Source organism: Streptomyces sp. NPDC001480 (assembly GCF_042894725.1).
GTDB lineage: Bacteria > Actinomycetota > Actinomycetes > Streptomycetales > Streptomycetaceae > Streptomyces.
Window position 1 is genome coordinate 26,785 of record NZ_JBIAVX010000026.1, and the last position, 26,525, is coordinate 53,309.

At 69.3% G+C, this 26,525-nt stretch carries 32 protein-coding genes and 6 pseudogenes; 20 read left to right on the forward strand and 18 right to left on the reverse strand.

What is annotated here, in order from left to right; translation table 11 throughout:
• Window positions 1-78: 78 nt before the first annotated feature.
• Window positions 79-249, reverse strand: coding sequence for a hydrophobic protein (locus ACFY01_RS41295; RefSeq protein WP_390740938.1), 171 nt, complete (start codon window positions 247-249; stop codon window positions 79-81).
• Between the two features lie 50 nt (window positions 250-299).
• Between ACFY01_RS41295 and ACFY01_RS41300 the strand changes: the two genes are divergently transcribed.
• The 4 genes from ACFY01_RS41300 (at window position 300) to ACFY01_RS41315 (ending at window position 1,768) form a co-directional block, all read left to right on the forward strand.
• A complete protein-coding gene (locus ACFY01_RS41300) occupies window positions 300-623 on the forward strand; it encodes an HdeD family acid-resistance protein (RefSeq protein WP_390740939.1) in 324 nt (107 codons plus the stop codon).
• A 21-nt stretch (window positions 624-644) separates the two neighbouring features.
• On the forward strand, window positions 645-785 hold the full coding sequence (locus ACFY01_RS41305; protein ID WP_390740940.1) for a hypothetical protein: 141 nt from the start codon (window positions 645-647) through the stop codon (window positions 783-785).
• Between the two features lie 86 nt (window positions 786-871).
• Window positions 872-1,267 (forward strand): hypothetical protein, encoded by a 396-nt coding sequence (locus tag ACFY01_RS41310; RefSeq protein ID WP_390740941.1) that lies wholly within the window; start codon window positions 872-874, stop codon window positions 1,265-1,267.
• Between the two features lie 78 nt (window positions 1,268-1,345).
• The gene (locus ACFY01_RS41315) at window positions 1,346-1,768 is read left to right on the forward strand and encodes an Hsp20/alpha crystallin family protein (RefSeq protein ID WP_390740942.1); all 423 of its coding nucleotides are present in this window, start codon (window positions 1,346-1,348) and stop codon (window positions 1,766-1,768) included.
• 117 nt (window positions 1,769-1,885) lie between these two features.
• Here the strand turns inward: ACFY01_RS41315 and ACFY01_RS41320 are convergent.
• From ACFY01_RS41320 to ACFY01_RS41330, 3 genes and pseudogenes are all read right to left on the reverse strand, one after another.
• Window positions 1,886-1,984: pseudogene (locus tag ACFY01_RS41320) on the reverse strand (transposase); the annotation flags it as partial.
• A 44-nt stretch (window positions 1,985-2,028) separates the two neighbouring features.
• Window positions 2,029-2,181: a hypothetical protein gene (locus tag ACFY01_RS41325; protein ID WP_390740943.1), complete on the reverse strand. Its 153-nt coding sequence runs from the start codon at window positions 2,179-2,181 to the stop codon at window positions 2,029-2,031.
• Window positions 2,182-2,766: 585 nt separating this feature from the next.
• Window positions 2,767-3,150: an STAS domain-containing protein gene (locus ACFY01_RS41330; protein ID WP_390740944.1), complete on the reverse strand. Its 384-nt coding sequence runs from the start codon at window positions 3,148-3,150 to the stop codon at window positions 2,767-2,769.
• A 238-nt stretch (window positions 3,151-3,388) separates the two neighbouring features.
• On the opposite strand from ACFY01_RS41330, the gene ACFY01_RS41335 reads away from it, so the two are divergent.
• The 5 genes from ACFY01_RS41335 (at window position 3,389) to ACFY01_RS41355 (ending at window position 7,158) form a co-directional block, all read left to right on the forward strand.
• Window positions 3,389-3,751: a J domain-containing protein gene (locus ACFY01_RS41335; RefSeq protein ID WP_390740945.1), complete on the forward strand. Its 363-nt coding sequence runs from the start codon at window positions 3,389-3,391 to the stop codon at window positions 3,749-3,751.
• Window positions 3,752-3,789: 38 nt separating this feature from the next.
• On the forward strand, window positions 3,790-5,472 hold the full coding sequence (locus ACFY01_RS41340; protein WP_390740946.1) for an Hsp70 family protein: 1,683 nt from the start codon (window positions 3,790-3,792) through the stop codon (window positions 5,470-5,472).
• Between the two features lie 2 nt (window positions 5,473-5,474).
• The gene (gene grpE, locus ACFY01_RS41345) at window positions 5,475-6,098 is read left to right on the forward strand and encodes a nucleotide exchange factor GrpE (protein WP_390740947.1); all 624 of its coding nucleotides are present in this window, start codon (window positions 5,475-5,477) and stop codon (window positions 6,096-6,098) included.
• A gap of 6 nt (window positions 6,099-6,104) precedes the next feature.
• Window positions 6,105-6,497 carry a DUF2267 domain-containing protein gene (locus ACFY01_RS41350; RefSeq protein ID WP_390740948.1) on the forward strand — a complete coding sequence of 131 codons (393 nt, stop codon included), beginning with the start codon at window positions 6,105-6,107 and terminating at the stop codon, window positions 6,495-6,497.
• A gap of 265 nt (window positions 6,498-6,762) precedes the next feature.
• Window positions 6,763-7,158, forward strand: a complete 396-nt coding sequence (locus tag ACFY01_RS41355; protein ID WP_390740949.1) for a DUF2267 domain-containing protein — start codon at window positions 6,763-6,765, stop codon at window positions 7,156-7,158.
• Between the two features lie 474 nt (window positions 7,159-7,632).
• Here ACFY01_RS41355 and ACFY01_RS41360 read toward each other — a convergent pair.
• Window positions 7,633-7,879 (reverse strand): annotated as a pseudogene (locus ACFY01_RS41360) (MFS transporter); the annotation flags it as partial.
• Window positions 7,880-8,491: 612 nt separating this feature from the next.
• A pseudogene (locus ACFY01_RS41365) lies at window positions 8,492-8,944 on the reverse strand (helix-turn-helix domain-containing protein); the annotation flags it as partial.
• 243 nt (window positions 8,945-9,187) lie between these two features.
• Here ACFY01_RS41365 and ACFY01_RS41370 point away from each other — a divergent pair.
• A pseudogene (locus ACFY01_RS41370) lies at window positions 9,188-9,262 on the forward strand (integrase); the annotation flags it as partial.
• 225 nt (window positions 9,263-9,487) lie between these two features.
• Here ACFY01_RS41370 and ACFY01_RS41375 read toward each other — a convergent pair.
• On the reverse strand, window positions 9,488-9,970 hold the full coding sequence (locus ACFY01_RS41375; protein ID WP_390740950.1) for a DUF4232 domain-containing protein: 483 nt from the start codon (window positions 9,968-9,970) through the stop codon (window positions 9,488-9,490).
• A 973-nt stretch (window positions 9,971-10,943) separates the two neighbouring features.
• Here ACFY01_RS41375 and ACFY01_RS41380 point away from each other — a divergent pair.
• Window positions 10,944-11,057, forward strand: a pseudogene (locus ACFY01_RS41380) (helix-turn-helix domain-containing protein); the annotation flags it as partial.
• On the opposite strand, the gene ACFY01_RS41385 reads toward ACFY01_RS41380, so the two are convergent.
• On the reverse strand, window positions 11,024-11,587 hold the full coding sequence (locus tag ACFY01_RS41385; RefSeq protein ID WP_390741010.1) for a hypothetical protein: 564 nt from the start codon (window positions 11,585-11,587) through the stop codon (window positions 11,024-11,026). The pseudogene ACFY01_RS41380 and the gene ACFY01_RS41385 sit on opposite strands and share 34 nt — an antisense overlap.
• A 199-nt stretch (window positions 11,588-11,786) precedes the next feature.
• On the opposite strand from ACFY01_RS41385, the gene ACFY01_RS41390 reads away from it, so the two are divergent.
• Window positions 11,787-12,293, forward strand: a complete 507-nt coding sequence (locus ACFY01_RS41390; protein WP_390741011.1) for a hypothetical protein — start codon at window positions 11,787-11,789, stop codon at window positions 12,291-12,293.
• Between the two features lie 352 nt (window positions 12,294-12,645).
• On the opposite strand, the gene ACFY01_RS41395 is transcribed toward ACFY01_RS41390, so the two are convergent.
• Window positions 12,646-13,191 (reverse strand): hypothetical protein, encoded by a 546-nt coding sequence (locus ACFY01_RS41395; protein ID WP_390740951.1) that lies wholly within the window; start codon window positions 13,189-13,191, stop codon window positions 12,646-12,648.
• A gap of 528 nt (window positions 13,192-13,719) precedes the next feature.
• Between ACFY01_RS41395 and ACFY01_RS41400 the strand changes: the two genes are divergently transcribed.
• From ACFY01_RS41400 to ACFY01_RS41410, 3 genes are all read left to right on the forward strand, one after another.
• Entirely contained in the window at window positions 13,720-15,834 is a 2,115-nt protein-coding gene (locus ACFY01_RS41400) for an MMPL family transporter (RefSeq protein WP_390740952.1), read from the forward strand.
• Window positions 15,835-16,004: 170 nt separating this feature from the next.
• Window positions 16,005-17,315 carry a sensor histidine kinase gene (locus tag ACFY01_RS41405; RefSeq protein ID WP_390740953.1) on the forward strand — a complete coding sequence of 437 codons (1,311 nt, stop codon included), beginning with the start codon at window positions 16,005-16,007 and terminating at the stop codon, window positions 17,313-17,315.
• An 8-nt stretch (window positions 17,316-17,323) separates the two neighbouring features.
• A complete protein-coding gene (locus tag ACFY01_RS41410) occupies window positions 17,324-17,992 on the forward strand; it encodes a response regulator transcription factor (protein ID WP_345666422.1) in 669 nt (222 codons plus the stop codon).
• A 615-nt stretch (window positions 17,993-18,607) separates the two neighbouring features.
• On the opposite strand, the gene ACFY01_RS41415 is transcribed toward ACFY01_RS41410, so the two are convergent.
• On the reverse strand, window positions 18,608-19,321 hold the full coding sequence (locus ACFY01_RS41415; RefSeq protein ID WP_390740954.1) for a TetR family transcriptional regulator: 714 nt from the start codon (window positions 19,319-19,321) through the stop codon (window positions 18,608-18,610).
• 101 nt (window positions 19,322-19,422) lie between these two features.
• Between ACFY01_RS41415 and ACFY01_RS41420 the strand changes: the two genes are divergently transcribed.
• On the forward strand, window positions 19,423-19,905 hold the full coding sequence (locus ACFY01_RS41420) for an SRPBCC domain-containing protein (RefSeq protein ID WP_390740955.1): 483 nt from the start codon (window positions 19,423-19,425) through the stop codon (window positions 19,903-19,905).
• Window positions 19,906-19,950: 45 nt separating this feature from the next.
• On the opposite strand, the gene ACFY01_RS41425 is transcribed toward ACFY01_RS41420, so the two are convergent.
• From ACFY01_RS41425 to ACFY01_RS41440, 4 genes and pseudogenes are all read right to left on the reverse strand, one after another.
• The gene (locus ACFY01_RS41425; protein WP_390740956.1) at window positions 19,951-20,244 is read right to left on the reverse strand and encodes a hypothetical protein; all 294 of its coding nucleotides are present in this window, start codon (window positions 20,242-20,244) and stop codon (window positions 19,951-19,953) included.
• On the reverse strand, window positions 20,241-20,651 hold the full coding sequence (locus tag ACFY01_RS41430; protein WP_390740957.1) for a transposase: 411 nt from the start codon (window positions 20,649-20,651) through the stop codon (window positions 20,241-20,243). The genes ACFY01_RS41425 and ACFY01_RS41430 overlap by 4 nt, the downstream gene beginning before the upstream one ends.
• A gap of 43 nt (window positions 20,652-20,694) precedes the next feature.
• Window positions 20,695-20,913, reverse strand: a pseudogene (locus ACFY01_RS41435) (hypothetical protein); the annotation flags it as partial.
• A gap of 11 nt (window positions 20,914-20,924) precedes the next feature.
• Complete coding sequence (locus tag ACFY01_RS41440) at window positions 20,925-21,149, reverse strand: hypothetical protein (RefSeq protein WP_390740958.1); 225 nt, start codon at window positions 21,147-21,149, stop codon at window positions 20,925-20,927.
• 315 nt (window positions 21,150-21,464) lie between these two features.
• Here ACFY01_RS41440 and ACFY01_RS41445 point away from each other — a divergent pair, with 315 nt between their 5' ends.
• From ACFY01_RS41445 to ACFY01_RS41460, 4 genes are all read left to right on the forward strand, one after another.
• A complete protein-coding gene (locus ACFY01_RS41445; RefSeq protein WP_390740959.1) occupies window positions 21,465-22,121 on the forward strand; it encodes a DUF4328 domain-containing protein in 657 nt (218 codons plus the stop codon).
• Window positions 22,122-22,156: 35 nt separating this feature from the next.
• Window positions 22,157-22,342, forward strand: a complete 186-nt coding sequence (locus tag ACFY01_RS41450) for a PaaI family thioesterase (RefSeq protein ID WP_390741006.1) — start codon at window positions 22,157-22,159, stop codon at window positions 22,340-22,342.
• A complete protein-coding gene (locus ACFY01_RS41455) occupies window positions 22,335-23,060 on the forward strand; it encodes a TetR/AcrR family transcriptional regulator (RefSeq protein WP_390740960.1) in 726 nt (241 codons plus the stop codon). The genes ACFY01_RS41450 and ACFY01_RS41455 overlap by 8 nt, the downstream gene beginning before the upstream one ends.
• A 522-nt stretch (window positions 23,061-23,582) precedes the next feature.
• Window positions 23,583-23,753, forward strand: a complete 171-nt coding sequence (locus ACFY01_RS41460; RefSeq protein ID WP_390740961.1) for a hypothetical protein — start codon at window positions 23,583-23,585, stop codon at window positions 23,751-23,753.
• Between the two features lie 109 nt (window positions 23,754-23,862).
• Here ACFY01_RS41460 and ACFY01_RS41465 read toward each other — a convergent pair whose 3' ends face one another.
• The 4 genes from ACFY01_RS41465 to ACFY01_RS41480 all read right to left on the reverse strand — a co-directional run bounded on the left by ACFY01_RS41465 (window position 23,863) and on the right by ACFY01_RS41480 (window position 26,253).
• Window positions 23,863-24,189: a nuclear transport factor 2 family protein gene (locus ACFY01_RS41465; protein ID WP_390740962.1), complete on the reverse strand. Its 327-nt coding sequence runs from the start codon at window positions 24,187-24,189 to the stop codon at window positions 23,863-23,865.
• A 153-nt stretch (window positions 24,190-24,342) separates the two neighbouring features.
• The gene (locus ACFY01_RS41470) at window positions 24,343-24,924 is read right to left on the reverse strand and encodes an NADPH-dependent FMN reductase (RefSeq protein WP_390740963.1); all 582 of its coding nucleotides are present in this window, start codon (window positions 24,922-24,924) and stop codon (window positions 24,343-24,345) included.
• A gap of 121 nt (window positions 24,925-25,045) precedes the next feature.
• The gene (locus ACFY01_RS41475) at window positions 25,046-25,513 is read right to left on the reverse strand and encodes an ester cyclase (RefSeq protein WP_390740964.1); all 468 of its coding nucleotides are present in this window, start codon (window positions 25,511-25,513) and stop codon (window positions 25,046-25,048) included.
• 113 nt (window positions 25,514-25,626) lie between these two features.
• Entirely contained in the window at window positions 25,627-26,253 is a 627-nt protein-coding gene (locus ACFY01_RS41480; RefSeq protein WP_390740965.1) for a TetR/AcrR family transcriptional regulator, read from the reverse strand.
• Between the last annotated feature and the right edge of the window lie 272 nt (window positions 26,254-26,525).

Consider the following 26,525-nt stretch of genomic DNA (forward strand, 5'->3'; position numbering starts at 1 on the left):
TGGGGCCCGGCCGTACCCGGCCGGGCCCCACTCACCTCTCGCGCGTAACGCGGTCCTCGCGCCGGGTGTGTCCGTCGTCTACCAGCGGTACCAGCGACCCTTGCCGCCTGCGCCGTCCGACGACCGGACGACGAAGCCCAGCAGCCACACGATCAGCACGATCACCGCGATCCACCACAGCACCTTCAGTGCGAAGCCCGCACCGAAGAGGATCAGAGCCAGAAGAAGAACCAGAAGCAGGGGAACCATCGTTATCAACCTCCTGACCACCGGACGCGTCGCTCTGGCCGCAGCTGACGGTGCTGGCCCTGGCCTGGGTTTTCGGCGCCTACGCGCTGGTGGACGGAGCGATGCTCCTGGGCGCGACGTGGCGGCACCGGCATGAGCGCCGGCCCGCGGCGACCTGTGCGGGGGCCGGCGCCCTGGGCGTGGTGGCCGGACTGATCACGGCCCTGTGGCCGGGTCTGACGGGCCTGACGCTGGTGGTCATGGCAGGCGGCTGGGCCATCGTGACCGGCTGCCTGGAGCTGTGGGTCGCCAGGCGGATGCGGCATCAGCTGCGGCACACCCGGTGGTGGCGGCCCTCGGCCGTCGTGTCGGTGGCGGCGGGTGTGCTGCTCTAGCTGCGCCCTGTTGCCGGCGCGGTGGCCATCGCACTGGTCCTGGGCGTGTACGCGCTGATCGTGGGCGGCCTGTGGCTGGCTGCCGCCTGGCGCGAGGACCGCACCCGCATCGGGCGCGGTTCGCGGTCATGGACCGGGGCCGGACATCCGGGGCCCGCCTAGCCCACTGACCTGCTCCTCAGTACCGCAGGTGCGGCGCATCGCAGGTCCGCGGGGCGTGCGGTGCGCCCTGGATGCCGAGAGGGCAGGTGAGCATCGTGACGCGGCTGCACATCGACGGCGGCGATCTGGTGGTGCGTCTGCCATGGCGGTGGGCGCTGGCGGCGCGGCGCCGCAATGTACGCCCGCCACTGAGGTGCGTGGACGAGGTCCGCGTGGAGCCGCACTGGTGGCACGCAGTGCGCCCGCATCCCGGGCCCCGCTGCCGCTTCCGCCCGGGATGCCGGTGCGTGGGCGAACTGCAGCACACCCGAGGCCGGGACTTCGCCGTCCTGCACGCCGGGGGCCTGGTGCTCGTGGTGACGACCTTCGGCCACGACGCCCCGTACACCCTTCTGGCCGTGTCCACCGCCGATCCGGAGGGTGACGCGGCCTGGCTGCGGAAGACAACCGCCACCAACCGCCCGAGAAAGTTGAGCCGATAGTTGTCAACTTTCCGGCGTGGTGGTATATCAGAAGTAGAGCGGATTGGACGCAGGAACGACGTGAAGGAGGGATGACAGATGCTGATGCGTACAGATCCCTTCCGCGAGATTGACCGGCTCGTCGAGCGGGTCTGGGGCACAGCCGCGCACCCGGCGGGCATGCCGCTGGACGCCTGGCGTGAGGGTGAGACGTTCTTCGTGGAACTGGACCTGCCGGGCGTGGACGCGGAGTCGATCGATCTCGATGTCGAGCGCAACGTCCTGACGGTGAATGCCGAACGCAAGCCGGCGTACGGCGAGAACACCGAGACGGTGGTCACGGAGCGCCCCGCGGGGAGGTTCAGCCGACAGCTGTTCCTCGGCGAGACCCTCGACACCGAGAAGATCGAGGCCTCCTATGAGGCCGGTGTGCTGAGGCTGCGGATCCCGGTCGCCGAGCAGGCCAAGCCCCGCAAGATCGCCATCAGCGGCGGCAGCGACCGCAAGGAACTTGACAGCTGACGCCACAGCAACTCCTCTCTCCAAGGGCCTCGGGCACCAGCCCGGGGCCCTGACGCCGTCTCCGCCCCTTCTCCAGCTGCGGCCGCAGGGCACCGAGGATCCGGTCGGCCAGATGGTCCGGATCTGGCCCATGATCCCAGCGGCGGCCCACCGGGCCATGAACCCCCAGACCATGCGCCACGGCGGGAAATCGGCAGGCAGGGACCGCCACGGGCAGGTAGAGCCCTTGCCGCCTTCTCGCGTGCGGCGCTGGGAGCGCATCAAGACGGGGCCGGACCTGCCGGCTTCCCGCCGTCCGCGTCGAACACCTTGGTGAAGGTGGCTCCGCACCGGCAGCGGGAGTGCTCGATCAGTTCTCCCTCGGCTGACACGCTCAGCCCCTGGCTGAGCCGCACGTGCACATGATCACCCATGAGGAGCTGCCCTCCTTGACCTCGTCTGGTCCGGTCATCGTGGATGCCGGCCGCGTGGATCGGCAATGCCGCAGCTCACATGTGAGTGCCGGTGGTTCCGCCCTTCAGGGGCAGCCGCAGTGCCCAGGAGATCGGCGTGCGGAGTCCCTGCCGCAACAGTGCGCGCTCGCCGTCACGGGAGGGGCGCGCGTTGTCCGGATCATCCGGACGGCTTCGTGGACGGCCGGGCTGCTCGTGCGCCGGGTTGCGGCTGCGGGTGGCCGGCGGCCGGCAGCATCGGTGCCGTGTGCCGCTCGGGACGATGGCCGCCCTCGGTGGGGACGCGGCGGCGGGGTGCCTCGCGGTCACCGGGCAGCGGCACGGGCCGGCGCGCCACCAGGCGTCCGACCCAGCGGCGGCCGCAGTGCTCGCAGGGCGGGGCGCCCTGCGGCGTGTACGGGGAGGGAACGGCGGTGTTGTCGCGGTGGAAGACCTCCCACTCGGCGTCGAGAGCGTCGCGGTAGCGCTGGACGTCGTAGTCGACGCTTCAGCGGTGCCAGCACGAACCGCAGGTGAACTCCACACGTTCGACAGCGAGTTCGGTGATCACTGCACTGCACCTCCCATCCGGTGTGCGGGCATGGCCCTGGGTGCCGACAGGGCCGCGTCGGGGGAGGGATACACGGGCAGAGAGGCAGCGGCGCCGCTGCCGCGCAGCAACCGCTTCGTCCGCCCTTGTGGGCATACCAGGCTCAGCTCTCCCCGGTCCAGCAGCGTCCGCACGGAGATCAGAGCGCCGAGGCCGTCGGCGTCGGCATGGGTGAGTTCGGACAGGTCCAGGATCAGATGCTGGTGCCGGCGCTGCGCGTGAACGGAGGCTGCGAAGTCACGCAGTTCCCCGACCGTGGCCCCGTCCAGAACGCACCTTTGATCTCTATCGCGGCCCAGCCGTTGTGCCAGTGCGCCGCGAGGCACAGCGCCATGATCCACACCCCACTCTCCACTTCCCGGTGCCTGCGCGAACCGCCCGCGGTCAACGGGCCTGGATCGTTGCCTTCACTCCTGCGCCCACTGCACCGCTCGGCATTCCCCAGTCACGGACTACAGCAGGCACCACCTCCCCCATACCTCTCCATACTTGACAAGGCAAGACTCAAGTTTTATCCCAGAGAGGTAGGCAAGGGGATGGGAAGTCGCAGCTCAACATGGGCAAGGGAGGTGGCCGGACGTGCAGGCGCCGGAGCCGGAATCGGACCTGTACGCAGTGCTGGGAGTGCAGCCCTCGGCGACGACCGAGAAGATCACCTCGGCCTTCCGTACGCGGGTGCGGGAACTGCGCCCCGACACCCGCGTGGACGCGGCCACCGCCGCACGATTCAGTGAAGTGCGGGCGGCGTACGAGACGCTGCGCGATCCTGTCCTGCGGGCGGCCTACGACCAGCGCCTCGAGCGCACGCTGCCGGCGCCTGATCGAGGTGCTGCCCCGACCGAGCCCGTGCGGCCCGCGTGGCGGTACGCCGTGGTGCTCGGGCCCGTGCGTCCCGAGCCGCCGCTGCGCGCGGGGCCCGTCCGGTGGATCCCCGACCGGTGAGACGAAGAACGAGGTGAGGACGAGAAGGGAGCGCACAGATGGCACGGGCGGTTGGTATCGACCTGGGAACGACGAACTCGGTGGTCTCGGTCCTGGAAGGCGGCGAGCCCACCGTCATCACCAACACCGAAGGCGCGCGGACGACCCCGTCGGTGGTGGCGTTCTCCAAGAACGGTGAGGTGCTGGTCGGCGAGGTGGCCAAGCGGCAGGCCGTGACGAACGTGGAGCGCACCGCACGCTCGGTCAAGCGGCACATGGGCGACCACGGCTGGCGTTTCCCCGAGCACGGGGACGTCGACGGCAAGCGGTACACCGCGCAGGAGATCTCCGCGCGCGTGCTGCAGAAGCTCAAGCGGGACGCGGAGTCCTACCTGGGTGAGGACGTCACCGACGCCGTGATCACCGTTCCCGCGTACTTCGACGACACCCAGCGGCAGGCGACCAAGGAGGCCGGGGAGATCGCGGGCCTGAACGTGCTGCGGATCATCAACGAGCCGACCGTGGCCGCGCTGGCGTACGGCCTGGACAAGGAGAACGACCAGACGGTCCTCGTCTTCGACCTCGGCGGCGGCACCTTCGACGTCTCCCTGCTGGAGATGGGCGAGGGCGTCATCGAGGTCAAGGCCACCAACGGCGACACCCACCTCGGCGGCGACGACTGGGACCAGCGGATCGTCGACCACCTCGTCACGCAGTTCAAGAACCACTACGGCGTGGACCTGTCCAAGGGCAAGATGGCCGTCCAGCGCCTTAGGGAGGCGGCAGAGAAGGCGAAGGTCGAGCTGTCGTCGTCCACCGAGACGACCATCAACCTGCCCTACATCACCGCCTCGGCCGAGGGTCCGCTGCACCTGGACGAGAAACTGTCCCGCGCCCAGTTCCAGCAGCTGACGGCCGATCTGCTGGAACGGTGCAAGGCCCCGTTCCACAACGCGATCAAGGACGCCGGCATCAAGGTGTCCGACATCGACCACGTGGTCCTGGTGGGCGGCTCGACCCGCATGCCGGCCGTGACCGAGCTGGTCAGGGAGCTGACCGGCAGGGACCCGCACAAGGGCGGCATCATGACCAAGCTCACCGAGCGCAACACCACCATCCCGACGAAGCGTTCGGAGATCTTCACCACCGCCGACGACAACCAGCCGTCGGTGACCGTGCAGGTCTACCAGGGCGAACGGGAGATCGCCGCCTACAACAAGAAGCTCGGCATGTTCGAGCTGACCGGCCTGCCCCCGGCCCCCCGGGGCGTACCGCAGATCGAGGTCACATTCGACATCGACGCCAACGGAATCATGCACGTCTCCGCCAAGGACCTGGGCACCGGCAAGGAGCAGAAGATCACCGTCACGGGTGGCTCCGCGCTTCCCCGCAAGCGGCGTGAGGCTGCCGAGACGCGCAACCAGGGTGAACAGCTCGTCTACTCCACCGACAAGCTCCTGAAGGACAACCCCGACAAGATCCCGGCCGATGCCAGGACCGAGACCGAGTCGGCGCTGGCCGAGCTGAAGGAGCGGCTCAAGGGCGAGGACACCGCGGCGATCCGGCAGGCGATCGACCGCACCGCGCGGGCTGCGCAGAAGATCGGCACCGCCCTGTATCAGCAGTCCCAGGCCGAGCAGCCGGCCGGTGCCTCCGCGGGCGGTGGTACGAGCGGTGGTCCGGCCGAGGATGACGTGGTGGACGCCGAGATCGTTGATGACGACAAGCCGGAGGCTGGCTGACGATGACCAGGAGCGGTCCGCAGAGCACCGAGCTGGACCAGCTGCGGCGCCGGGTTCAGGAGCGGACCGCCGACCTGCAGCGGGTCAAGGCCGAGTACGACAACTACCGCAAGCGGGTGCGGCGGGATCGCCCGGCCGTGCGCGAGATCGCCGCAGCCAACGTGGCGCGGGCGCTGCTGCCCGTGGTGGACGCCGTCGACCGGGCGTTGGCAAACGAGCCGCTGACGCCCGGTCTGAGGGACGTCGCCGACAGCCTGCAGGAGCAGCTGGGCTCGCTGGGCGGCACGCCGTTCGGCCAGGTGGGCGATCCGTTCGATCCCGCGTGCCACGACGCTCTCGCCCACCACGTCTGCGCGGTCACGGATCGCCTGGTGTGCTCGGCGGTTCTGCGTCCCGGCTACCGTCTGGGCGAGAACCTGCTGCGCCCGGCGACTGTGGAGATCACCGGGTCGGCCCCGCCCGCGAGGAGTGCACCGGCGCCGGAGTGCGGCGTACGGGGGTGCATCCGCCCGCGCAGGAAAGCCGCCCCTGCCTGTCGTGCAGAGCTGACATGCTTGCTCCCACATGGGTACCGGGGAAGGGGGCATCGCATTCGATGCCCTCAGATCGCTAGCAAGCGGAGGTGACGAACGATGCAGCACCATGAGTTCCTCGCGCGCGTACGCGAGCTCGGCGAATACGGCAGCCAGGACGAAGCCGCGACAGTCACCGACGCGGTGCTGAGCGTGCTGGCCCAGCGCATCAGTCCGGGTGAGGTCGATGACCTTGCCTCTCAGCTGCCCAGGCCGCTCGGACAGGCGCTGGCCGCAGCCAAGCAGGCGCAGGCGGAGAGTTTTGGGATCGAGGAGTTCTACCGCAGGGTCGCCGAACGCACCGGCGCCCGGCCGCGCACCGCACAGTGGGACGCCAGCGCGGTTCTGACCACCCTGGCCGGTGCCGTCTCCGGCGGTGAGCTGAACCAGATCATGAGCCAGCTCCCCTCCGGCTACGCCGTCCTGTTCGGCAAAGCCGATCTGGCCGGTTGACACCGCAACCCCCGAGGGGCACCCCGAATGCGGCCACGCCGTCGGTGTTCAGACCAGCACCGGTCCACTCGGCCGGGATGCCTGTGTTCCCGATCGCCGAGCGCGCCGAGCCTCGCAGGATCGCCATCAGTGCGTTTTGCGGGGACGATCTCCGGCTGGCCGACGGAGGCCGGGACCGGCACAAGGACGGAGAACGGGCATCTCATCCCCCTTACCCGCCCTTCGCCCCCACCGGAGCAAAGAGACGAAGAAGGGTGGTTACCACGTGACCCTGCGACGCGAAGCCTTTCTCGAGAAGGTGAAGGAACGCGGCGAGTACGAAACGGAGCACGAAGCAGAGCGGGCCGCGCGCGTGGTCCTTGCCTTGCTGGGTGCCCACCTGGTCGGCGAGGTTCGTGCCCAGCTGGCGGCGCGCCTGCCAGACGAATTCGCCCTGATCTTGCTCAACCCCCTGCAGAGCGCCGAGCCGCTGACGCCGGAGAGATTCGTACGGGCAACAGCGGCCTGGATCGAGGGAGCCACCGAGCAGACCGCGGCCTGGGACGTCAGTGCCATCCTCAGCACTGTCGCCGACGCCGCCGGCCACGACCTCCTGGACCAGGTCCTGCTCCAGCTCCCGACAGGCTACGACATGCTCTTCGGTCGCACCCGGCCCAGCTGACCCGCATCCGGTGCCGCACACCCGCCACGCACCGGATGCCAGCGGCAGAAGGGCAAACGTCCCAGGCCCGCAACGACCTGGCGGACGGCTTCGTCGGCCCGTCCCGAGGTCGGTGTCGACTTCACGTCGGACAACCCCCCGGGCCAGGCCCTCGGCCTCACGCTGGCGTCCCAGGCCCGCGTCTGACGCCCGCGTCGGCTCCCCTGCCGGGCGGCAGCTGCGCCCGGGCGGTGGGCCGTCAACAGCGGCTCCAACTGGGCTGGCTGTTCTGACAATTGGCGGCGCGCTGCCGGACGACGTGGGCGAGTTGTCTTCGTGCTACAGCAGCTGACCTGCCTGGCATGCCAGCAGCAATCGCCGTTCAGGCCGCGTCCGGAGGATCCGGGGCACCACGCCACCACGCCCTTGCTGGTAGACGCACGGGGCGGGGCACGTGCGGTGCCCCGCCCCTGGGCCGGAGGGCCGGAGGGCCGGTCAGACGGTCGCGGACAGCGGCTCGGAAGCGAGCGGTGCCGCCAATCGGCCCGTGCGATGCAGGCCGTACAGGGCGGCCGCGCACGCCAGGCCGAGCGCACACAGCGAGATCCACGGCAGTGCGGGCAGGCCGGCCGCGCGGGCGGCATCGAGCGCGGCGCCCGTGCCCAGGTTCCCGACGGTGATGCCGATCGCAGATCGTGTTGTACAGCCCGTAGTGGGTGGCGACGAAACGGTCACCGGAGAGGAGAGGTCCTCATGACGACTCCCCACGTCGTCTCCCAGACGACGGTTCCGTCACCGGGGATGGTGTGGGATCGCGCTCCGCCCCGGCCCGGATGTCCAAAACAGCCTGCTCCCGCCCCTGACGGCGGCGCCTGCGGCGCCAGGCGGAGCGGATCGCACCAGCGGTGACCGCAGTGAGAGCGAACATCACGGCAGCGATGTACTGGGTGCTGACGTCATGGATGAAGGATGTTGACATGGCTGTACCGGCGCTCATCCGCGTGCGCCTCGCTCCTCGTAAGAGCCGGCGGTACAGAGAACTGCCGCTTGGCATGCGCGAAGCCGCCACGACGGCGAACCCGCGCACTGCAGGCAACGGCTCGGGACGGCCTCCGTTGCGGCTGTGGTAGGGCTGCTGATCACCGGTGCGGCCGTTTACCTCACCCGAGAGCATCCGAGTCTCGCGCAACCCCTGGGCGTAGGCGCCGCCGTCATAAGCGCGCTCGCCCATCGCCGGCATCGTCGCCCGCGTCAAAGGGCGATGATGACGAGCACGGGCCCCGCGTGTCGGGTCCGACACGACTCGTCGCAGCGTTGCTGTGCGCGGACAGTCCGGTGACCTCGCCGGGCGAGCTCACGCTGCGGCAGGAGTTCGTCGTCGGGCCGGACGAAGCCGTGCAGAGCGGAGGGCACGAGGACACCGGAGGGACCGGCGATCCTCTCGGCGGCTCGCCGGCACATGAGGTGATACGAACCGGTGTAGAGGTGGCGGGCGGGGGTGCGGCGGTCCACTGCAAGCTTGGCGGCCGAGCAGGGCGGCCAGCTCCGCCCGGCGCCCGGTGAAGGCGGCGATGTCGTGCGTCAGGTCGTTGCGCACCGGCGTAGGGGCGCCGATACCGGCCGGGGACTCGTCCTTGGCCCGCTCCCATAGCTCACGCATGAGCCTGGGGTCACTACCGGCCGCCTTGCACAGTGCAACCACCGTCGGCCATGGCGGACTGGCCTGGCCGGAGAAGTAACGCGACAACGAGGAACTGCTGCCGTCGACGTCACGCGCCAGCTCCCGCAGACTTGGTCCGGTCCGATCCCGTAACTGCCGTCACTGCCCCGCCAACACCTCACGCACGCTTGCCAACCCCCTCCGGCGTCACGCGCTGATCCTAGATGGAGCTGTGCGGATCGAGACCGGTCCCGGGCCGTCCCCGCGTGGGTCACCGACTCCTGCAGATCAACAACGCGCCGGTTCCGCCCGCTGACCCCTCCGCCGTCAACCCGCCTGGGCGTCAACTCGCCGAGGCGCGCAAGCAGTACGGGCTGGCCGGCCTGGCCCCCCGACGTGCTGACCGCCCAACGACGCGAGCGCGCCCCTGTCCGCAGCGAGAAGGGCATCCGCTGGGGCGGACGGCCACTCGCCCAAGCGCCGGCCGACGACGCACGCGGGTCCGCGCTGCACCCCCACCGACCTCACCCCGCGTCCTGGGTGCCCGACGACATGGGCGTCCCAGGGGCGGATGCGTGGTGGGTGGGGGTGTCGTGGCGCTACCGGACCATCGGCCGACTTCAGCCGGTGCTCAGTAGGCCACGGGAGCGTTCTGGCCGGCCGCTGGGAAGCGGTCACGACCGAGGTTTGTCACTTCGACATGATGAAATCCAGGGTGAAACCGGGAGCAGTCGTCCAGTAGGTGACACGCTGACCGTCGTCCGCGTACAACGTGTCGACGGGCATGGGGACATCGATCGGCTTGCCCGCGCTGCTGCCGGGCTTACGCCCCTGGAGGCTGAGGGTGATGCTCTTCGCCTCGTACTCATCCATGGCGCCGCCGCTGACGAGCAGAGCGGCATACGCCTCCTCACCCGGAGCGAGGGTCACGGGCACCCCCGGGTTGGGGTCGCTCTCCTTGATCACAGGGGCCGTGGTCCGACCGGCACCGAGCCGCACGAGAGGGTAGCGGTAGAGGTTGCACTTCTTGTCGCCGGCGTTCTGGACGCTGAGGAGGAGGTGCCTGGCGTCCTTGCTGTCTGCGGGCTCCTTCACGGCGGACACCCCGAGGACCTCCTGGGAGCAGGCGGCGACGGTGGCCTTGTCGCCACTGCCACCCGAGCGGTGGGTCACCGCATCATCGGCCTTCCCGCTGACCGTCCGCGGCCCGGTGGCGGAAGCCTGTGCCTCTACCGACACACCACACCCAAGAGCCAGGACGAGACCTGCGGCCACGGCCACACGGCGGCCCACAAGGGACTTCACGTTCATATGCGTGTTCCTTTTCTGATCGGTATGAGGTCGCACGCGCCTGCGGCCTGGCACTGCGGATCAAGGTGCGTGCCGGGCTGCCGCCGCCACACCATCCGTCTCCTCCTCGGACCGCGGTGGCCGGGGCGAAGGCGGTCGGGCGCCACCTTGGGCGTCCGCGCCGTGCATCCCCGGTGCCCGAAGAGACGGGTGTCCCAGTGGACGGGCGAGTCGGGGTGTCGTGGCGCTGCCGGGCGGTCGGCCGCTTCAGCCGGTGCGACAGCCACAGCGTCGAATGCCTCGTGGACCTGGGACAACAGCCGCCACCCGACCTGCAACGGTGGGACGATCCCACCCCCGACGAGCTGCAGAGACAAGGAAGCCTGGGATGCCGGTCCGGGATGGGGAACCCTCTGAGGCCGACGGCCGGCCACCCGCTGGACTCGACCCGCGCCCGCCGCGGGGCAGCCCGGCCCACGCAGCGGTGGTGACCCCGGAGGTCGGAGGTGACCGGGCGAGGGCTGATCGCCCGCTGGCAAGTCCTGTGCGTCGACGTCCCCGACCCACTCCGCCAGGCCGCGCCGCTCACCGGCGGGAAGCGGTGATCCGATGCGGTGTGCGGGCCCGGCCGGCGCCGGTGCGGAAGGCGGCGCCCCAGGACCGCTGGTGAGGGTGGTCTCGAGGAGAGGGATGGCGCAACTCCGGAGCCATCCCAGCCGTATTGACTTACAGGTATGGGGAGTGCCTGGGATGCCGTCCCGGATCGGGAAATGACTGCACAGGCCGACGGATGGATGCGAGTAGGGACCACATGGATGCAATCCACGATGACGTAGCGGCGTTCGCGTCACTGATGATGCGTCTGAAGGAACGCACAGACCGCAGTTACGCGGCGCTGGCCCGCCGCCTGGGCATGAATGCCTCCACGCTGCACCGCTACTGCGCCGGAGAGGCGGTTCCCCTGGACTTCGGCAGGATCGAGCGGTTCGCCGCACTCTGCAGAGCCTCCTCCGAGGAACGCGTGGAGTTGCACCGCCGGTGGATCCTGGCAGTCGCGGCACGGCAACGACCACGCCCATCCGGTGCCCGGCGGGCACCGACGCCCCACCACACCACGAGCGCCGCGGCATCGGCCGCATCGGCGAGCCACAGCAGCCCGGCGGACGAGGCACGCGAGCCGACCTCGCCGTCCGACGTGCATTCGGGGTCGACCTCGCCGGCCCACCTGCGGCCGCACGCCGGGCGCCCCCGACGACGGCCCGTGCGATCGATAGCACTGGCGGCCTCGCTCGTCGTCGCGCTCGCCGGCCTCACCGCATCCGCTGCCGGACCCTCCTCCGGTGGCCGTGAGTCGTCCGCCTCCGCCCGCACCACACCGAAACCCTCGGCGCCGGCCACGCACAGCGGCGGCAGCCCGCGATCCGCTGCCAGCCCCCCTTCCGGTGGCGGTGAGCCGTCGGCCTCCGCCCGCACCACACCGAAGCCTTCAGCGTCGGCCACGCACAACGGCCGTAGCCCGCACAGGAACCGGGCGAACGATGGCACAGTCCCGCCGTCGGCCCCGCTCACCTGGACGGCCAACTCCCATCTCTGGCGAAGCGAATGCGACCATGACTACGTCATCGCCAAGCCACCGCAGCAAGTCCCGCCGCCGCCGACCCCGCAGGACGCCGCGGCGTGGGCCGCGTCCCTGGGGGCGGTGCACGGGCGCACCACCGATCTGCGGATCACGGTGCAGGGACGCGGCTCCGCCGCCGTCGTCCTGGAGGCACTGCACGTGCGCGTGGTCAACCGCACCGTCCCCGCCACCCGCCTGGGCACCGCCTACTCCATGTACGAAGGCTGCGGCGCCGTCCTCCTCCCCCGCTACTTCTCCGTGAACCTCGACACGCACCGACCCCTGGCCCGTTCGATGCCCGGCAACGACCCGGACAGACCGTCCCCCGCGATCGACTTCCCCTACCAGGTGTCCCTGCGGGAGCCGGAGGTCCTGCTACTCTCTGCGCGCACCGAGTCCTGCACCTGCGACTGGTACCTCGACCTCGACTGGTCCTCACAGGGTCGAAGCGGCACGGTGCGCATCGACGACCACGGGCGCCCGTTCCGCACCACCGACATCAAGGGGCTACCGCACTACTGGTACCGCAACCCCCGTGGCTGGATCCCCATGACCGCCGCCCACGACAGTGCGGAAACCGGCGACTGACGAAGCAACAGGCCCCACAGCCCGTCCGGCAGCAGGACCGGCCGGGGGGCCGACGCTCGGCCGCGTGGCCCGCTGCGTGGCTGGCTCCCCGACACCGAGCGTCGGCGTCCACCTGCCGCCGGCACCCGCCCGGCAGCCCCGGAACCCAACGGCACTCCAGGGCTTCCTTGACTGGCAGCACATTCCCCGCCCCCGGTCCTGGCGCGTCGCCACCCACCCCGCAGGCTGACCTGATCATTCTCATGGTGATGCTCATCTTCTTGCCCCGGAGCCTGCCAAAGCCGAGCCCGGCAAAGGACCTGCACTCAACATGCGGCCGGAAGCGTGACCTCAGCTCGTCAAGTCTTCATGATCAGGTAGGCCAGCTGCAGCCGACCCAGAAGAAGACGTGCCCGCGCCTGGGGGACGGCATTCGCGAGCGTTCGGCGAGGACGATCAGTGCACTGCGCAGCTCTGTGCTCAGCTGGAAAAGTCGGCGACTGTACTGTCCGCACCTGTAGGCGCACAGCCGGAAGACCTTGACGGCCAGTTCATCTCGGCCGTCGGCGAAGGTGGCCGGGAGGCCGGCGAGCAACTCGAAGTCGCATTTACCGGTCGCCGCGTCAGCTACTGCGCTCAGAGGCAGGAGGTCAAGCTCTGCGGAAGACACGGAAGTGGCGACCGCGACGGCATGGGCGGCCAGGGCCGCGAAGACCTCGATCAACCGTTCGCCTTCCGGGATGTTGATGCCCCGGGCCTCCAGGCGCTCGTGACGGCGGGCCTGGCGCCACGCTTCCTCGTCAACCACAGGCAGCATCGCCTCCGCCTGTTCTCCGCCGCCGCTCAACTCGTGCACACCGGCCGCTGCCACTGGCTCCACTTCACCGCCCGATGGCCCTGGACCGACGTCATCACTCACGCAATCAACAGGCTCCACGCTCTGCCGAACCCAGGCTGACCAGCTATTGCACCCGCCCCCGCCCCGACTGACCGCACCACTACACCGGTGAAGTGGAACCCGGCGTCCACCCGACACGAGAGCCGGGCCCTCAGCCTGCCCCAACCCCGAAAGGCCGCACCTCGCAAACACGGAGTCCCCGTCAGCACACCGACGAGGACTCATGAACGATCGAGGCTAAAGGCCAAGGATTGCGCCGTTCCCCGCGCCCCTGAAAGCCCTGAAGGCCCTGAAGGCCCTGAAGGCCCTGAAGGCCAAAAACTGGCGTATCCCCGCTTTTCAGGGGCGCGGGGAACTGCGCGACCAGCCCCCACCCACCCGCAGGCGAACACGCACCCGCGGCTCCCCTTACTCCCGGGGGAGTAATCCGCACCCCCCGCCACCCCAGGCAGTACCCGCAGGCTCCCCCTCCCGTCCGACGTAAACCCCTCCCCGCGCCGGAAGGCTGACAGCTGAAACGGTAGTCGTCGTAGCGAGGGAGATCTGCTCATGACGGTCGGGAAGACACCCACGAAGGGTGTGGGACGCAGGCGGGCCGTGCCCTGGGCGCTGCTCGGGCTATGGGTGGCCGTGCTCGTGCTGGTCGGCCCGTTCGCGGGGAAGCTCGCCGACGTGCAGCACGACCGGGCCACCGACTACCTGCCCTCCAGCGCCGACTCGACCCAAGTGGCCCGGATACAGGACGCGCTGCCCGGGGGCGAGAGCACCGAGATGGTGATCGTGTATCACCGGGGCGGCGGGCTGAGCGCAGACGACCGGCGGGTGGCGGCCGGGCAGGTCGAGAAGATCGCCGCAGAGCATGAGCTGGTCGGCGGGGCGCCCAAGGGGATTCCGTCCGACGACGGTACGACCCTCATGTACCCCGTCGTCAGCAACGAGCCCGGGCACGACGAGAAGCTGCGGGACGCGCTCGTCGAGGACGTCCGGGGCATCGCCCGCGGCCAGGACGGGTTGAGCGTCGAGGTGGGCGGCACCGCAGCGCTCGGCACCGACGCCGGGAAGGTCTACGACTCACTCGGCGGGCCACTGCTCTACACCACCGTCGCCGTCGTCGCCCTCCTGCTGATCCTGATCTACCGCAGCCCGGTGCTGTGGCTCGTGCCGCTCGTAGTCGCCGGCATCGCCGACCTCATGTCGATGGGCGTCGCGTACGGTCTCAACCAGGCCTTCGGTACCACCGTCACGGGCCAGAGCTCCGCCGTGATGACGATCCTCGTGTTCGGCGCGGGCACCGACTACGCACTGCTCCTCGTCTCCCGCTACCGGGAGGAACTGCGGCGCATCGAGCGCCCGTACGAGGCCATGGTCGCCGCCCTGCGCGGCTGCGGGCCCGCCGTGCTCGCCTCCTCCGGCACCGTCGCCGCCGGCCTGCTGTGTCTGCTCGCCGCCGATCTCAACAGCAGCCGCGGCATGGGCCCGCTCGGCACGGTCGGTGTGCTGTGCGCGCTGATCGCGATGCTGACACTGCTCCCCGCCGTCCTCGTACTGCTCGGGCGGCGGGTCTTCTGGCCGCTCGTACCGGCCTACGGCAGCGAACCCAGACAGCGGCGGAGCCTCTTCGCCGCGATGGGCGACTCCGCCGGACGCAGGCCGCTGACCGTGCTCGCGACCGGAGCCGTCCTGCTCGGCGCACTCGCCCTCGGCACGCTCAACCTGCCGGGACCGGTCAAGCAGGAGGACTCCTTCGTCACCAAGCCGGAGGCCGTCACCGCCATGGAGACCCTCGCCCGGGCTTACCCCCAGCGCGGCACCCAACCCATCGACGTGATCACCCCGGCGGACCGCGTCGACCGGACCCTCGCGGCGATCCGGGACACCCGGGGAGTCGAGAGCGCCGAGAAGGGCCGTGCCGGAGACGGCTGGGCCGAGATCTCCGTCATCGCGAAGGACACACCCCAGTCGGCGGGAGAGACCGCCACCATCAAGTCCCTGCGCAGCGAACTGAAGGGCTCGTACGTCGGCGGGGACAGCGCCGAGCAGATCGACCTGGAGGACACCAACAGCCGGGACACGAAGATCGTCGTACCCCTGGTCCTCGTCTCGGTGCTGCTCATCCTGTTCGTCCTGCTGCGCAGTCTCGTCGCGCCGCTCATCCTGGTGGCCGCCGTGGTCGCGGTCTGGGGCGCGGCCCTCGGGATCGGCGGGCTGGCCTTCGGGCCGGTCCTCGGCCTCAAGGGAACCGATCCGGGGCTCGGGCTGCTGTCCTTCGTGTTCCTCGTCGCCCTCGGCGTCGACTACGGCATCTTCCTCATGCACCGGATGCGGGAGGAGTCCCTGGCCGGGGCGGAACCGGCCGCCGCCGCGCTCACCGCCCTGCGGAGCACAGGCGCCGTCATCGCCTCGGCCGGCCTGGTCCTCGCCGCGACCTTCGCAGTGCTGATGAACATGGGGCTCGTGCAACTCGTCGAACTCGGCTTCGTGATCGCCGTCGGCGTACTCCTCGACACCTTTCTCGTACGGACGTACCTGGTGACCAGTGCCAGCGTCGCCCTGCGCCGGAAGATGTGGTGGCCGGGCGGCCTCTCCCGCGAACCCGCGCCCGGTGCCGGGCCGTCCGAACCGACCGATCCGCCGCTGCAGCCGGAACAGGTCGGCGCGCCCTGACCTGTCGGGCTCACCACAGCCGACCGGGCGCCTCTCCTGCCTGCTGCCGGAGGGGCGCCCCCATGACGGAAGATGGAGTCGTGCAAGATCGGGGAGCGACCTCAGCCGCAGGGCACCTGAGAACCACCGTCGTACGGGGTGACGCGCGGCCCCGCCGACTCGAGCGCGTCATGGCGGTCGTCAACCGGGACCCGCTCACCGCGCCGCACCGCACCCGCAACGACGCGTTCCTCGCCGTCGGTGTCGCCGTGCTGGCCGTCATCTTCGCGTTGCTCCTCGACGACGGACTCCCACTCGGTCCGCCCGGCTGGGCCCTGCTGGCCGGCGCCCATGTGCCGCTCGTGTGGCGGCGCAGCAGTCCGCTGCTCGTGCTGCTCGCGGTGGCGGTCTGCGTCACCCCCTACCACGTCCTCGACTACAACCACGCCGTACCGATCCCCGCGACCCTCCTGGCGCTCTACACGGTCGCGGCGACCGGCACGGTACGCCGCTCGCTGCTCACCGCTGTCGTCGTCCTCGGCCCGACGCTGATCATCAACAGCTTCACCAACCCCGACGGGGCACTGGAGCTCCTGCGGATCTCCGGCTGGGTCATCGCGGTCCTGTTCTTCGGCGTCGACGCCCGTTTCTACCGCCAGTACGTCGCCTCCATCGTCGAGCGGGCCGAGCGGGCCGAACGGACCCGTGAGGAGGAGGCGCGGCGCCGAGTCGTCGAGGAGCGGCTGCGGATCGCCCGCGACCTGCACGACCTGCTCGCGCACAGCATCACCCTGATCGGTGTGCGGACGTCCGTGGCGGCCCACGTCCTCACCGCGGATCCGGACCGGCTCGACCGCAAGGCGGTCGCCCAGGCGCTCGACGACATCGCGGAGACCTGCCGGACGGCCCGGGGCGAGTTGCGTACGACGCTGGAGGTGCTGCGGGCGAACGAGGTGAGCGTGAGTGTCGCAGGGGAACGGGAGTGGGTGGCCGAACCCGGCTCCGGATCGGGTTCCGGTTCCGGGCTCGGCTCTCCGGACGGGCGCGGGCCGCTGCCCGGGCTCGACGGGCTGGGCGCGCTCGCGGAGGCGGCCAGGGTGGCCGGGGCCAAGGTCGAACTGTCCGTCCACGCGGACGGCGTACCGCCCTCGGTGGGCGCCGCCGCCTACCGGATCGTGCAGGAGGCGCTCACCAACGCCGTACGCCACGGGGGCCGCGACGACCTGACCGTCCGGGTGGGACTGCGGGCGGCGGAGGGTACCCTGCGGGTGACCGTCGCCGACGACGGGGCGGGGCAGGGGACGGGCCACGGGGTGAGTAGCGCGGTGCGCAACGGGGTGGGGCACGGACAGCGAGCCGTCGGCGGCGCGCCGGGGTTCGGGCTCGTCGGGATGCGTGAGCGGGCCCGTAGCGTGGGCGGCACACTGGTCGCCGGACCGGGTCCCACCGTGGGCTTCGAAGTGACCGCCGAGCTGCCGCTGCCCCGGGAGGAACCCTCGTGACGGCCCCGATGCCGATCCGCGTACTGCTCGCCGACGACCAGACCCTCGTACGGGCCTCGTTCGCGATGCTCGTCGCGTCCGCCGGGGACATGGAGGTCGTCGCCGAGGCGGGCACCGGGCGGCAGGCCGTGGACCTCGCCCGTTCCGCGAGGGCCGACCTCGTCGTGATGGACATCCGCATGCCCGACCTGGACGGCATCGAGGCGACCCGGCTCATCGCCGCCGACGAGGACTTGGCGGGCGTGAAGGTACTCGTCCTGACGACATACGACACCGACGAGCACATCGTCGATGCGCTGCGGGCCGGGGCGTCCGGGTTCCTGGTGAAGGACATCCGGCCGGCCGAACTCCTCGACGCCATCCGGACCGTGGCCGCCGGGGACTCCCTGCTCTCGCCAGGACCCACCTCACGGCTCATCGCCCGTTTCCTGCGCGCACCCGACACGTTGATGTCAGCGGTGGGCGGCCCGGACGGGCTGTCCGAGCGGGAGCGGCAGGTGCTCACCCTGGTCGCGCGCGGGTTCAACAACACCGAGATCGCCGAAGCGCTGGGGCTCAGCCCGCTCACCGCGAAGACCCATGTCAGCCGGATCATGGGCAAGTTGGGGGCACGTGACCGGGCGCAGCTGGTGATAGTGGCGTACGAGTCGGGGCTCGTGATACCCGGGGCGGTCTGAGAGGTCGGTAAGTGGCGTGGTGTCTGTTTTGTACTTTCGGTTGGATTGGGCAGGCTGGTCGCGGGCTCGCTGGGTGGCTATGGCCGTGACGGACCGGCGCTGGCCCGGTTGTAGCGGGACACAGGCGGGAGTGGTCGGAGTTGACCGGTCGGCTCGCGCCGTTCTCGATAGCCGTATCGCGGGCTTCCTGACTCACGTAGGCGGGGATGTCGGTGCCGGTGCGGACTGCTCCAGATCGACGACGCGACCACCAAACTGATTGCGACAGCCGGCAGCCTCACCGACACACAGGTCAGCGAACCCTCGTTACTGCCGGGGCGGACCCGCGGTCACGTCCCCACCCATATCGCCCGCGCCGCCGAGGGCCCACCGGTGCAGGCTTGGATACAAGCGGCCACCGGCTGTCCGGCACACCTGGCGATACCCAGGATATTGATCCTGACCTGGGGGAACGCGAGCTTCCCCCACCGGCAGGGGCTTTCGGGCGTACTGAGGGGTGGGGTGTGTCAATTTAGACATTCCCTGACAGGGCGCGACCGGTACGGTCGTTGTTGTTGCGAAGGCACCCCGCGGGCACATGGCACACCGTGCGTTACCCGAGACCGGCTGACCGTTTCACTTGCTGGGCCGGGCGGGGGCGAGCGAGGTCAGTCCCGTGTCGATGAGGCGGGCTGCGCGTTGGACGTCGGCGCTCACCACGTCGTGCAACTGCTCGGGGCTCTGGACGCGGTTCAGGTGCCTGCCTAGCGCCTGGAACTGGATGGGCCACAGGGCGAGCAGGGCGGTTGCGGCGATCTGTGGTTCAGGGTCGTCCGGGCTCATCTCATTGCGCTGAGCCAGGACTTCGGCGGCTACGGCGACCTGCTGATCAGCCATGTCGCGCTGATAGGCCCGCAGGGACGGGGTGGACCTGATCAGCATGCCGAAGCGCAGAAGCATGCTCTTTGCCTGGGCCAGGTCGTCCTGTTCGGTCAGCCAGGATGTGATGCCCGCCAGCTCGCCGGACAAGATCTTCAGCACGGCCTCGACCGGCGACAGATCTGGATCGGCCAGCGTGGTCCGCAGGGAGCCCAACGTGGCCTCGCCCAGGTCCAGGACGAGGGACTCCTTGGTGGGGAAGTAGTTGAACACGGTCTTCTCCGACACCCCGCAGGCTTCGGCGATCTCGGAGACACGCACGGCGTCAAAGCCCCGTTCCATGAACATCTCGGTGGCCGTGTCCGACAGCTGCCGCCGCAATAGCCGCTTCTTGCGCTCCCGTAGTCCCTCAGCGGCGGGTTCCGCGTCGCGACGGCGCAAGGCCGTCCAGTCCACAGTGCGCATGCTCATTGGTGCAGCGTAGTCCAGTGTCCATAAAATTTCTGTTGCTATAAATTTTCATTGACTGTAAGTATAGGCTGCGCTTGACGCCCATGCCCGAGGAGCCCGCCATGAGCACCATCCACATCGTCCGCGACTACCCTCACCCGCCGCAGAAGGTCTGGCGCGCCGTGACCGATCCAGAGCTGATCCCGCTATGGACGGCCACCGGCGCCGGCGCACGCCCGGAGGGCTTCACGGCCACGGCCGGCACCACGTTCAAGTTCATCGCGAAGCCGAAGCCGGGGTGGAGCGGCGTGGTGCTGTGCGAGGTGCTGGAGGCACGTGAGCCCTCGCTGCTGCGCTACTCCTGGCAGGACGAGGGCGGCGGCGAGGTAACGGAGGTCGCCTACCGACTCGCACCGCACGGCGGCGGGACCCGTTTCACCTACCACCACACCGGCTTCACCGGCACCGGAGGATTCTTCATGGCCAAAATCCTCGGCACCGTCCGCACCAAGATGCTCACCAAGGGCCTGCCCGCCGTGCTGGACGACCTCGACGACAACGGCACCCTGCACCCGGACAGCACCTTGCGCCCCAAGCGGGACTAGCGGGGCTGTGACAGGAACCCACTGAAGAGCGGGCACTTCCGCACCTCACCGTTCGCGGCGCCCACACCACGCCCGCGGGCACGGGACATCACTCGTGCCCCCGGCCATCGTCATCCTCGAAGCCGGAAAGAACCGCATGGTCCACCGCAACGGATCGGGCCGCGCCAGCAGCGACTTGCCGGTGATGCGGATCTCCTCGGCGACCCGGTCGAACTCCTCCAATCGCGCGGTGAGTTCCGCGATGCGTCCCCGCGTGGCCTCGGCCTGCGCGGCGATCTCGCGCTCTTCCTCCTCCAGGTGCGCCGGCACCGCTCCCAAGGTCAGCTCGCTGCCGCTCATGCGCCGCGCCAGGTCGGGGTGACACTCGCGGTGAGCATCCGGGCCATCCAGTCGCCTGCGGCAGTACACCCTCGACTCGGCGGAGCGTGCAGGCTCTGGGTGTCGAGCACCACCAGGCTCGGGTCGGCCTTGCGCCCCTGGTTCTCGCGGACCTGCCAGCGCAGCAGGTCGTGGATGGTCTGGTCGGTGCCGTCGTCGCGCCACTTGTAGAAGTAGCACTTCACCGCTCCGACCGGGGGCAGGTCGTGGGGGAGGTAATCCCACTGGTAGCCGGTACGGGACTGGTAGAGCAGGGCGTTGACGCTCTCCCGCATCTCGTAGGCGCCCTGGTGGCCGCTGACGGAGGGATGCTGAGCCTTCCAGGAGACGATGACGGGCTCGATCAGGGCCCACCGCTCGTCGGACAAGTCGGCATCACGTCACGTACCACCCTCTCACAGGGCAGCAGCGGCTTCTCATGGCGATCTCCGCCGAGTCGTCGTCCTCCGGGACCAGGCTCACCACCGTGGCCGCCGCGCTGGACAGCGCCACCCGCGGGGCGCCCTCCTCCAAGGCCCGCCACAGCGCGGTCACGTCCACGTCGCAGTCGGTCTCCTCCAGCAGCTCCAGCTCCTCGATGAACACCTTCGACGCGCGGGCCACGAGCCTGGACGCCTTCTCCAGCTGCGGACACCTGCGGCTCAGGCAGCGCTCCACTGGTGCGCGCGGCCACCGCGCCACTCGATCCACCGATCATCGTCCAGGATGCTGTCGGGATCGTCGACGCCGGCGCCCTCGAGGAACACCACCAGATCATGATCGCTGTAGGCGGTGCCGATGATCTCGTCCCGACCCTGGGAGTGCACGGTGACTCTCCGGCCGCCCGAGAACAAGGGCGGGTGTACGACGATCGGCGCGCTGCTCACACGTCCAGCGTGCCGCCGCTGGTAATGCCCAGCGACCCGGCTGCGGCCTCCAGGGGCTGTCGCCGGAGTCCTGAGGTCCGTCTACAAACGGATACGGACGAGCGCCGGAACGACGCCGGGCTGACCGCCGCTTCGCAGGAGATTGCGATCTTGACCTATCTGATGGCGGTCTGATCCTCGCCGCCGTGGCCGACTGGCCCACTGAGCGCGTCGTCACGGCTCGGGGGCGCGGCCGTGACTTCCTCATCCCCGTGAGGTTAAGATCCCCCGCCGACCTGCGGTAGTTCCACACAGGCGGCTTTGAGGAGGTGTGGAGTGGGCAGGGCTGCAGGGGCGCTGGGCGGGCTGACCCGGTGGACGTGCGTCGTGCTCGCCGCGTACGCAATGCTGACTGCGGCGGCCGGGGTAGCGGCATGGCACAAGTACCAAGTGCTGCACGCACCGCCACTGCCGGCCCAGCCGGACGGCAGCGACGCGCTGCCGCTGCTCAACGCCGACATGTGGTTCGGAAATCTGAGGGGCTGGTGGAACGGCGCCACCCTCGTGACTGTGCTGGTCTTCAGCATCTGGATGTCCCGCATGCGCGACCTCGCCGAGCTGGCCTGGCCCGAAGGACAGCGTCGCAGCCGTGCCTGGTTGTTCCTCGGCTGGGTGGTTCCCGTCGCCGATGTGTTCGTGCTGAAGATGTTCGTCAACGACCTGTGGGCCGCCGCCCGGCCGGCGGCGCGGCGGGAGCGCGGCCACCCCCTGCTCACCTGCTGGTGGCTGTCCGTCCTCGCCGCAGGCGCCACGGGCGCCAGCGCCCTGTCCGCGCTGAACCACGCACACAACGCCGACCAGACCAGCCAGGCGTTGCAGCAGGTCATGGAAAGCGACCTGTTGTACGTCTGCGCAGCAGCCCTGTCCGCCGCCGTCGTCCGGCAACTCAGCGGCCAGCTGAAGCAAGCCGTGCAGGTGACCCCGGCATCGTAAGCACCTGGTAGCCGAACGGAACCAGCGACACCGTCCTGGCAACCATGGAATCCAGCACCCACTTCCTGCGACCGGTACACGGCGCCGGCGCCTTCGCCATCGCGCGCCCGTTCCACGTCGGCAGGTCAACAGTCGCCGTGGAGATCAACATCACGGACGACAAGGACCGGCTCTGCGTCCGCGTCACCCAACTCGTCACCCTCAAGAGGACTCGTGACTAAGAGGCCCCACCAGATCACAGCGAGCGGCCGCGTCGACACCACCGAAGGCCACCGACGCCGTCGCGCCAAGCGCGGCGACGGCGGCCGGCTGCGGGAGGAACTCCTCGAAGCGGCGACGGCACTGCTCGACGACGCCGGCGAAGACGCCGTCACCATCCGGGCGGTGGCACAGGCAGTCGGGGTCAGCATCCCCGCGGTGTATCTACACTTCACCAACCGACTGGAACTGCTCCACACCGTGTGCCTCGGCGTCTGGGACGAGCTCGACCGACGGATGCGGAGCACCAGCACCAGGCCAACCGACCCGTTCGCCGAACTCCACCAACGCAGTGCCGCCTACATCAGGTTCGGACTCGACCACCCTCTGCGCTACCGCCTGGTCGCCACCGGACCTGCGACCACCGCCACCCAACAGGTCGCCGACGCATGCTTCCGATTCCTCCGGGACACCGTGCAACAATGCGTCGACCGCGGCACCCTCCACGGCGACGTCACCGCGCTGACCCGGGCCATCTGCGCCTGCCTGCACGGCGCGGTGTCCCTGCTGATCCTCCAACCGCCCTCGAGCTGGCCCGAGGACATCGCCCAGTTCGCGGACGACGTCGCCACCGTCGCCAGCCAAGGCGCCGCCGCCCTCTCACGGGCCACTGCTGATCCTGAACGACAAACCCCCGAGTCAGTCGTAGCACCACAGCCCGATCACCGAGCAGTGACCTGAGGCCACCAAAGGCGGCTGCGCGGGACTGTAGATCGTTTTACAGCCCCGCCTTCAGGCCGGAGCTGCCGTGTTCGGGACAGGTGGCGGTGGTGGGGACTGACACGAAAATGACTCGTGGGTGAGTCAGTCGGTCAGGCCGTGAGCCGTGATGGGTTCGAAGCGGATGGTCAGGCCCACGCTGTTGGCTTCCTTGAGCAGTGCGGCGCATGGCTCGTTCGGGGTCGCGGCGGGTGAAGTGGTCGGCGCCGAGTTCCCGGTAGTGGGTCTTGTCGTGTAGGACGTGCCAGATGGCGATGGCGAGTTTGTGCATCACGGCGACCAAGGCTCGTTTGCCGCCGCGTCGGGCGGCTAGGCGTCGGAAGAAGTCGCCAAGATATGAGTTCTTGTTCCTGATCGCGACCATGGCGGCGATCCCGAGCAGCCGTTTGAGGTTGCTGTTGCCGCTTCCGCTATGCGGCCAACAAGCGAATGCGCCACGCAGTGGACTGGTGGGTCTTCAATATGGCTCGCGAAGTCCCTTGGGTGCGTGAGGCATACGAGCAGGCCAGGGCCCGCCGTCAGCCCCACAACCGCGCTATCCGCGGTCTCGGCGCCCGCTGGGTCCGCGTCCTCTGGCGTTGCTGGCAGGACCACACTCTCTACGACCCCGACCTCCGCCTCAGCAACCGCACGGAGGCCGATCTGACAGCCTGAAGGCCTCCTGCGCCGTCTGACCAATCGTGCAGCAGACCCGGCCTATACCTACCTCGGCACCGTCATCTCACTTCACGACAGCTCAGCCACCCGAGGTGAAACGGGGGGGCTAGGAGGGTTGGCGGATCTCCGTGACGACTGTGTAGAGCTCGATGATGACGCCATTCTGGGTGCGAGCGATGTCCATGCCACTGACCATGGGCGGTTGTCCGGCCGGGCCGTACTGGAAACCGAGGTGGCCGATGTCGTCGAGGCCTGACGAGGGGCCTACGGGCCTGAAGATCCAGTCCGGGTTTTCCGCACGCAACTCTTCGGCACGGCGTGTGAGGTCTGTGCGCCCCTTGTTGATGCGGTCTGGTTCGTGCCATACCACATCCTCGGCATAGTTCTCCGCAATGACTGCGGCCCGTCGGATCGGGTCGGGTTCGTTGAACACCTCGAGGAGGTTGACTCGCATGAGGTCGGCTGGGGATCTGGTCATCGTGAGCCCATTCGTGGGAGCTGGCCGTTGCAGTTCTACCTGGAACGCTCTGTTGCGGGAGTTTTCAGTCTGAAGCGAGGTGCAGCCTCCTGCTTGGCTCCGCCGTCTTCACGACGGCGTACCAACGGCTGCGGTTCTCCGCAGGGGTGCGAGCGCCGAGGTCCAGGCGACGACTTGGTCGAGCATGGTGTCCAGCGCATGCAGGTGGTGGTCGCCGGGTTTGTAGACGTTGTAGTTCTCGAAGTCGGTGATCAGAGAAAGTAGGACCTGCTGGCGTACGTCGGCCATCTGGAGTTCGGCGGCGACGAGTCGCAGCTGCTCCGAGGAGCGTGCGCCGCCTGCGGCGCCGTAGGAGACCAGGCCGAGGGCTTTGTTGTTCCACTCGGCGTACAGGTAGTCCAGGGCGTTCTTCAACACGCCGGGGATGCCGTGGTTGTACTCGGGAGTGACGATGACGAATCCGTCGTACGCGGCGATGGTCTCGGCCCACTGCCGGGTGTGCTCGTTCTGGTACTGGCCGAGCGAGGGTGGCATCGGCTCGTCAAGGTGGGGAAGGGGGTGGTCGCGAAGATCCAGGAGCTCAAAGCCGGCGTCGGTCCGGCGCGTGGCGCGGTCGAAGACCCACCGCGCCACCTGTTCGCCGACACGGTTTGGCCGGGTGCTGCCGAGGATGATGCCGATGGTGGGCATGGTCGGGCCTGCCTCTTTTGTTCGAAGTGCGCGGCGCCTGCGGGACGTGTGCTGCCGGAGAGATCGCCGATCGAGCGGGCACATTTACCAACAGCAAATTGCGGGGTGCCAGAGCGGTCGGTCAGCTCGGCACGTGGGCCGATGCGGTGACGGTGGCGGCGAAGTCCGGCTGCACACCGAGCTGGGCGAGCATGACACTGAGCCCGACGTAGCAGTTGAACTCCTTGATCTTGCCGTCCTCGATGTACCAGAAGTCCGCAGTGGGGATGCTGAGCTTGGCGCCGGTCGGCCGTATGGTGCCGGCGGGCGTTTCGAAGGGCCCGGTGAAGGTGCCCTCGATCGTCAGCTCGACGGCGACGATGTCGCCCATGACGTGGAACCGGTGCAGCTCGCGGTGCACGTCGGGCGCCAGCGTGCCCATGAAGACGACCAGATCGCCCAGGTGCTCACCACGGTAGCTCTCTCCGGCGACGATGTTGTTGAGCACGCCGTCCTCGGCGAACAGGTCCATGAAGCCCTGGACATCCAGGATGCTGCCCTCGGCCGCGTGGTACGCCGCCCGGACGACGGCCTCTGCGTTGGTGGACATGTGCCCTCCCACTCGCAAGAATCTAATCAAGCACTTGATTAAGAGTCTGGTCAGAGGGGCGGAACTTGTCAAGCGATCGTTTGAATTCCTTGTGGCTCACCTGGTCGACGGCATCAGGCGCCGGCCGGATCCCCTCGGAACGCTCCAGCCACCACCGGAATGAGCATCCGCTCGACCCGCTCGGCGGAATCAGCAGCCAGTTCGGCCCCGATCGGAGCCAGTGCCAGCCAGTTCAGCATGCCGGCCGCGCAGCGCGTACGGAAGATGAGCTCCTGCTCACCGACCTCTGGAAGGTTCGCCGCCAGCACCCGCACGGCATGCCGCCGGGCCTGCTCGAACTTTCCGGCCAGCCGCTCCCACCCCTCGGGGGGATCGATCCCGACCCGCGCCACGGTCCGCATCACAGCCAGCTCCCGCCCACCGGTCGTGAGCGCGCTCATCATCGGCCGCGCGAACGCCTCGGCCAGCTCGCCCAGCGTCGCGTTCCTCGCCAGCGCGTCGAGCGCCTGGATCTGCGCGTCCAGGTACCGCTCCAGCGCATGCTCGATAGCCGCGTCACACAGTACCTTCAGTGACCCGAAGTGATAACTCACCGCGGCGACATTCGCCCCGGCACTCTGCGTGATCTCCCGAAGCGTGACACCCTCCTGGCCCCGCTGCGCCAACCGCTCCAGCGCGGCCAGAAGCAAGGCGTCCCGCGTCCGCTGACCGGCTTCCCTGCGAAGATCCGTCTTATCCACCCTCACAAATAAACTCAAGCGGCTGTTTGACTTAATTGTCAAGCGGTCGCCGCCAGGATTGATGCCTCGTGGAGTGACTTGTGCCGTATCCCCGGACTGGTCTTGGGCAGGGCTTGGAGCGCTCGGCGTACTGGGCTGGAACACGCCGCGCCAGGTACGCACGTTGCGCCGTCTGGTCGTCGACCGCGCTCCCTGGACGGCTTTCGCGGCCACACGGGCACTCAGCCCGGCAACCGTGAACTGACCCGTTGGCGACGGTCGGTGCAGCTCCG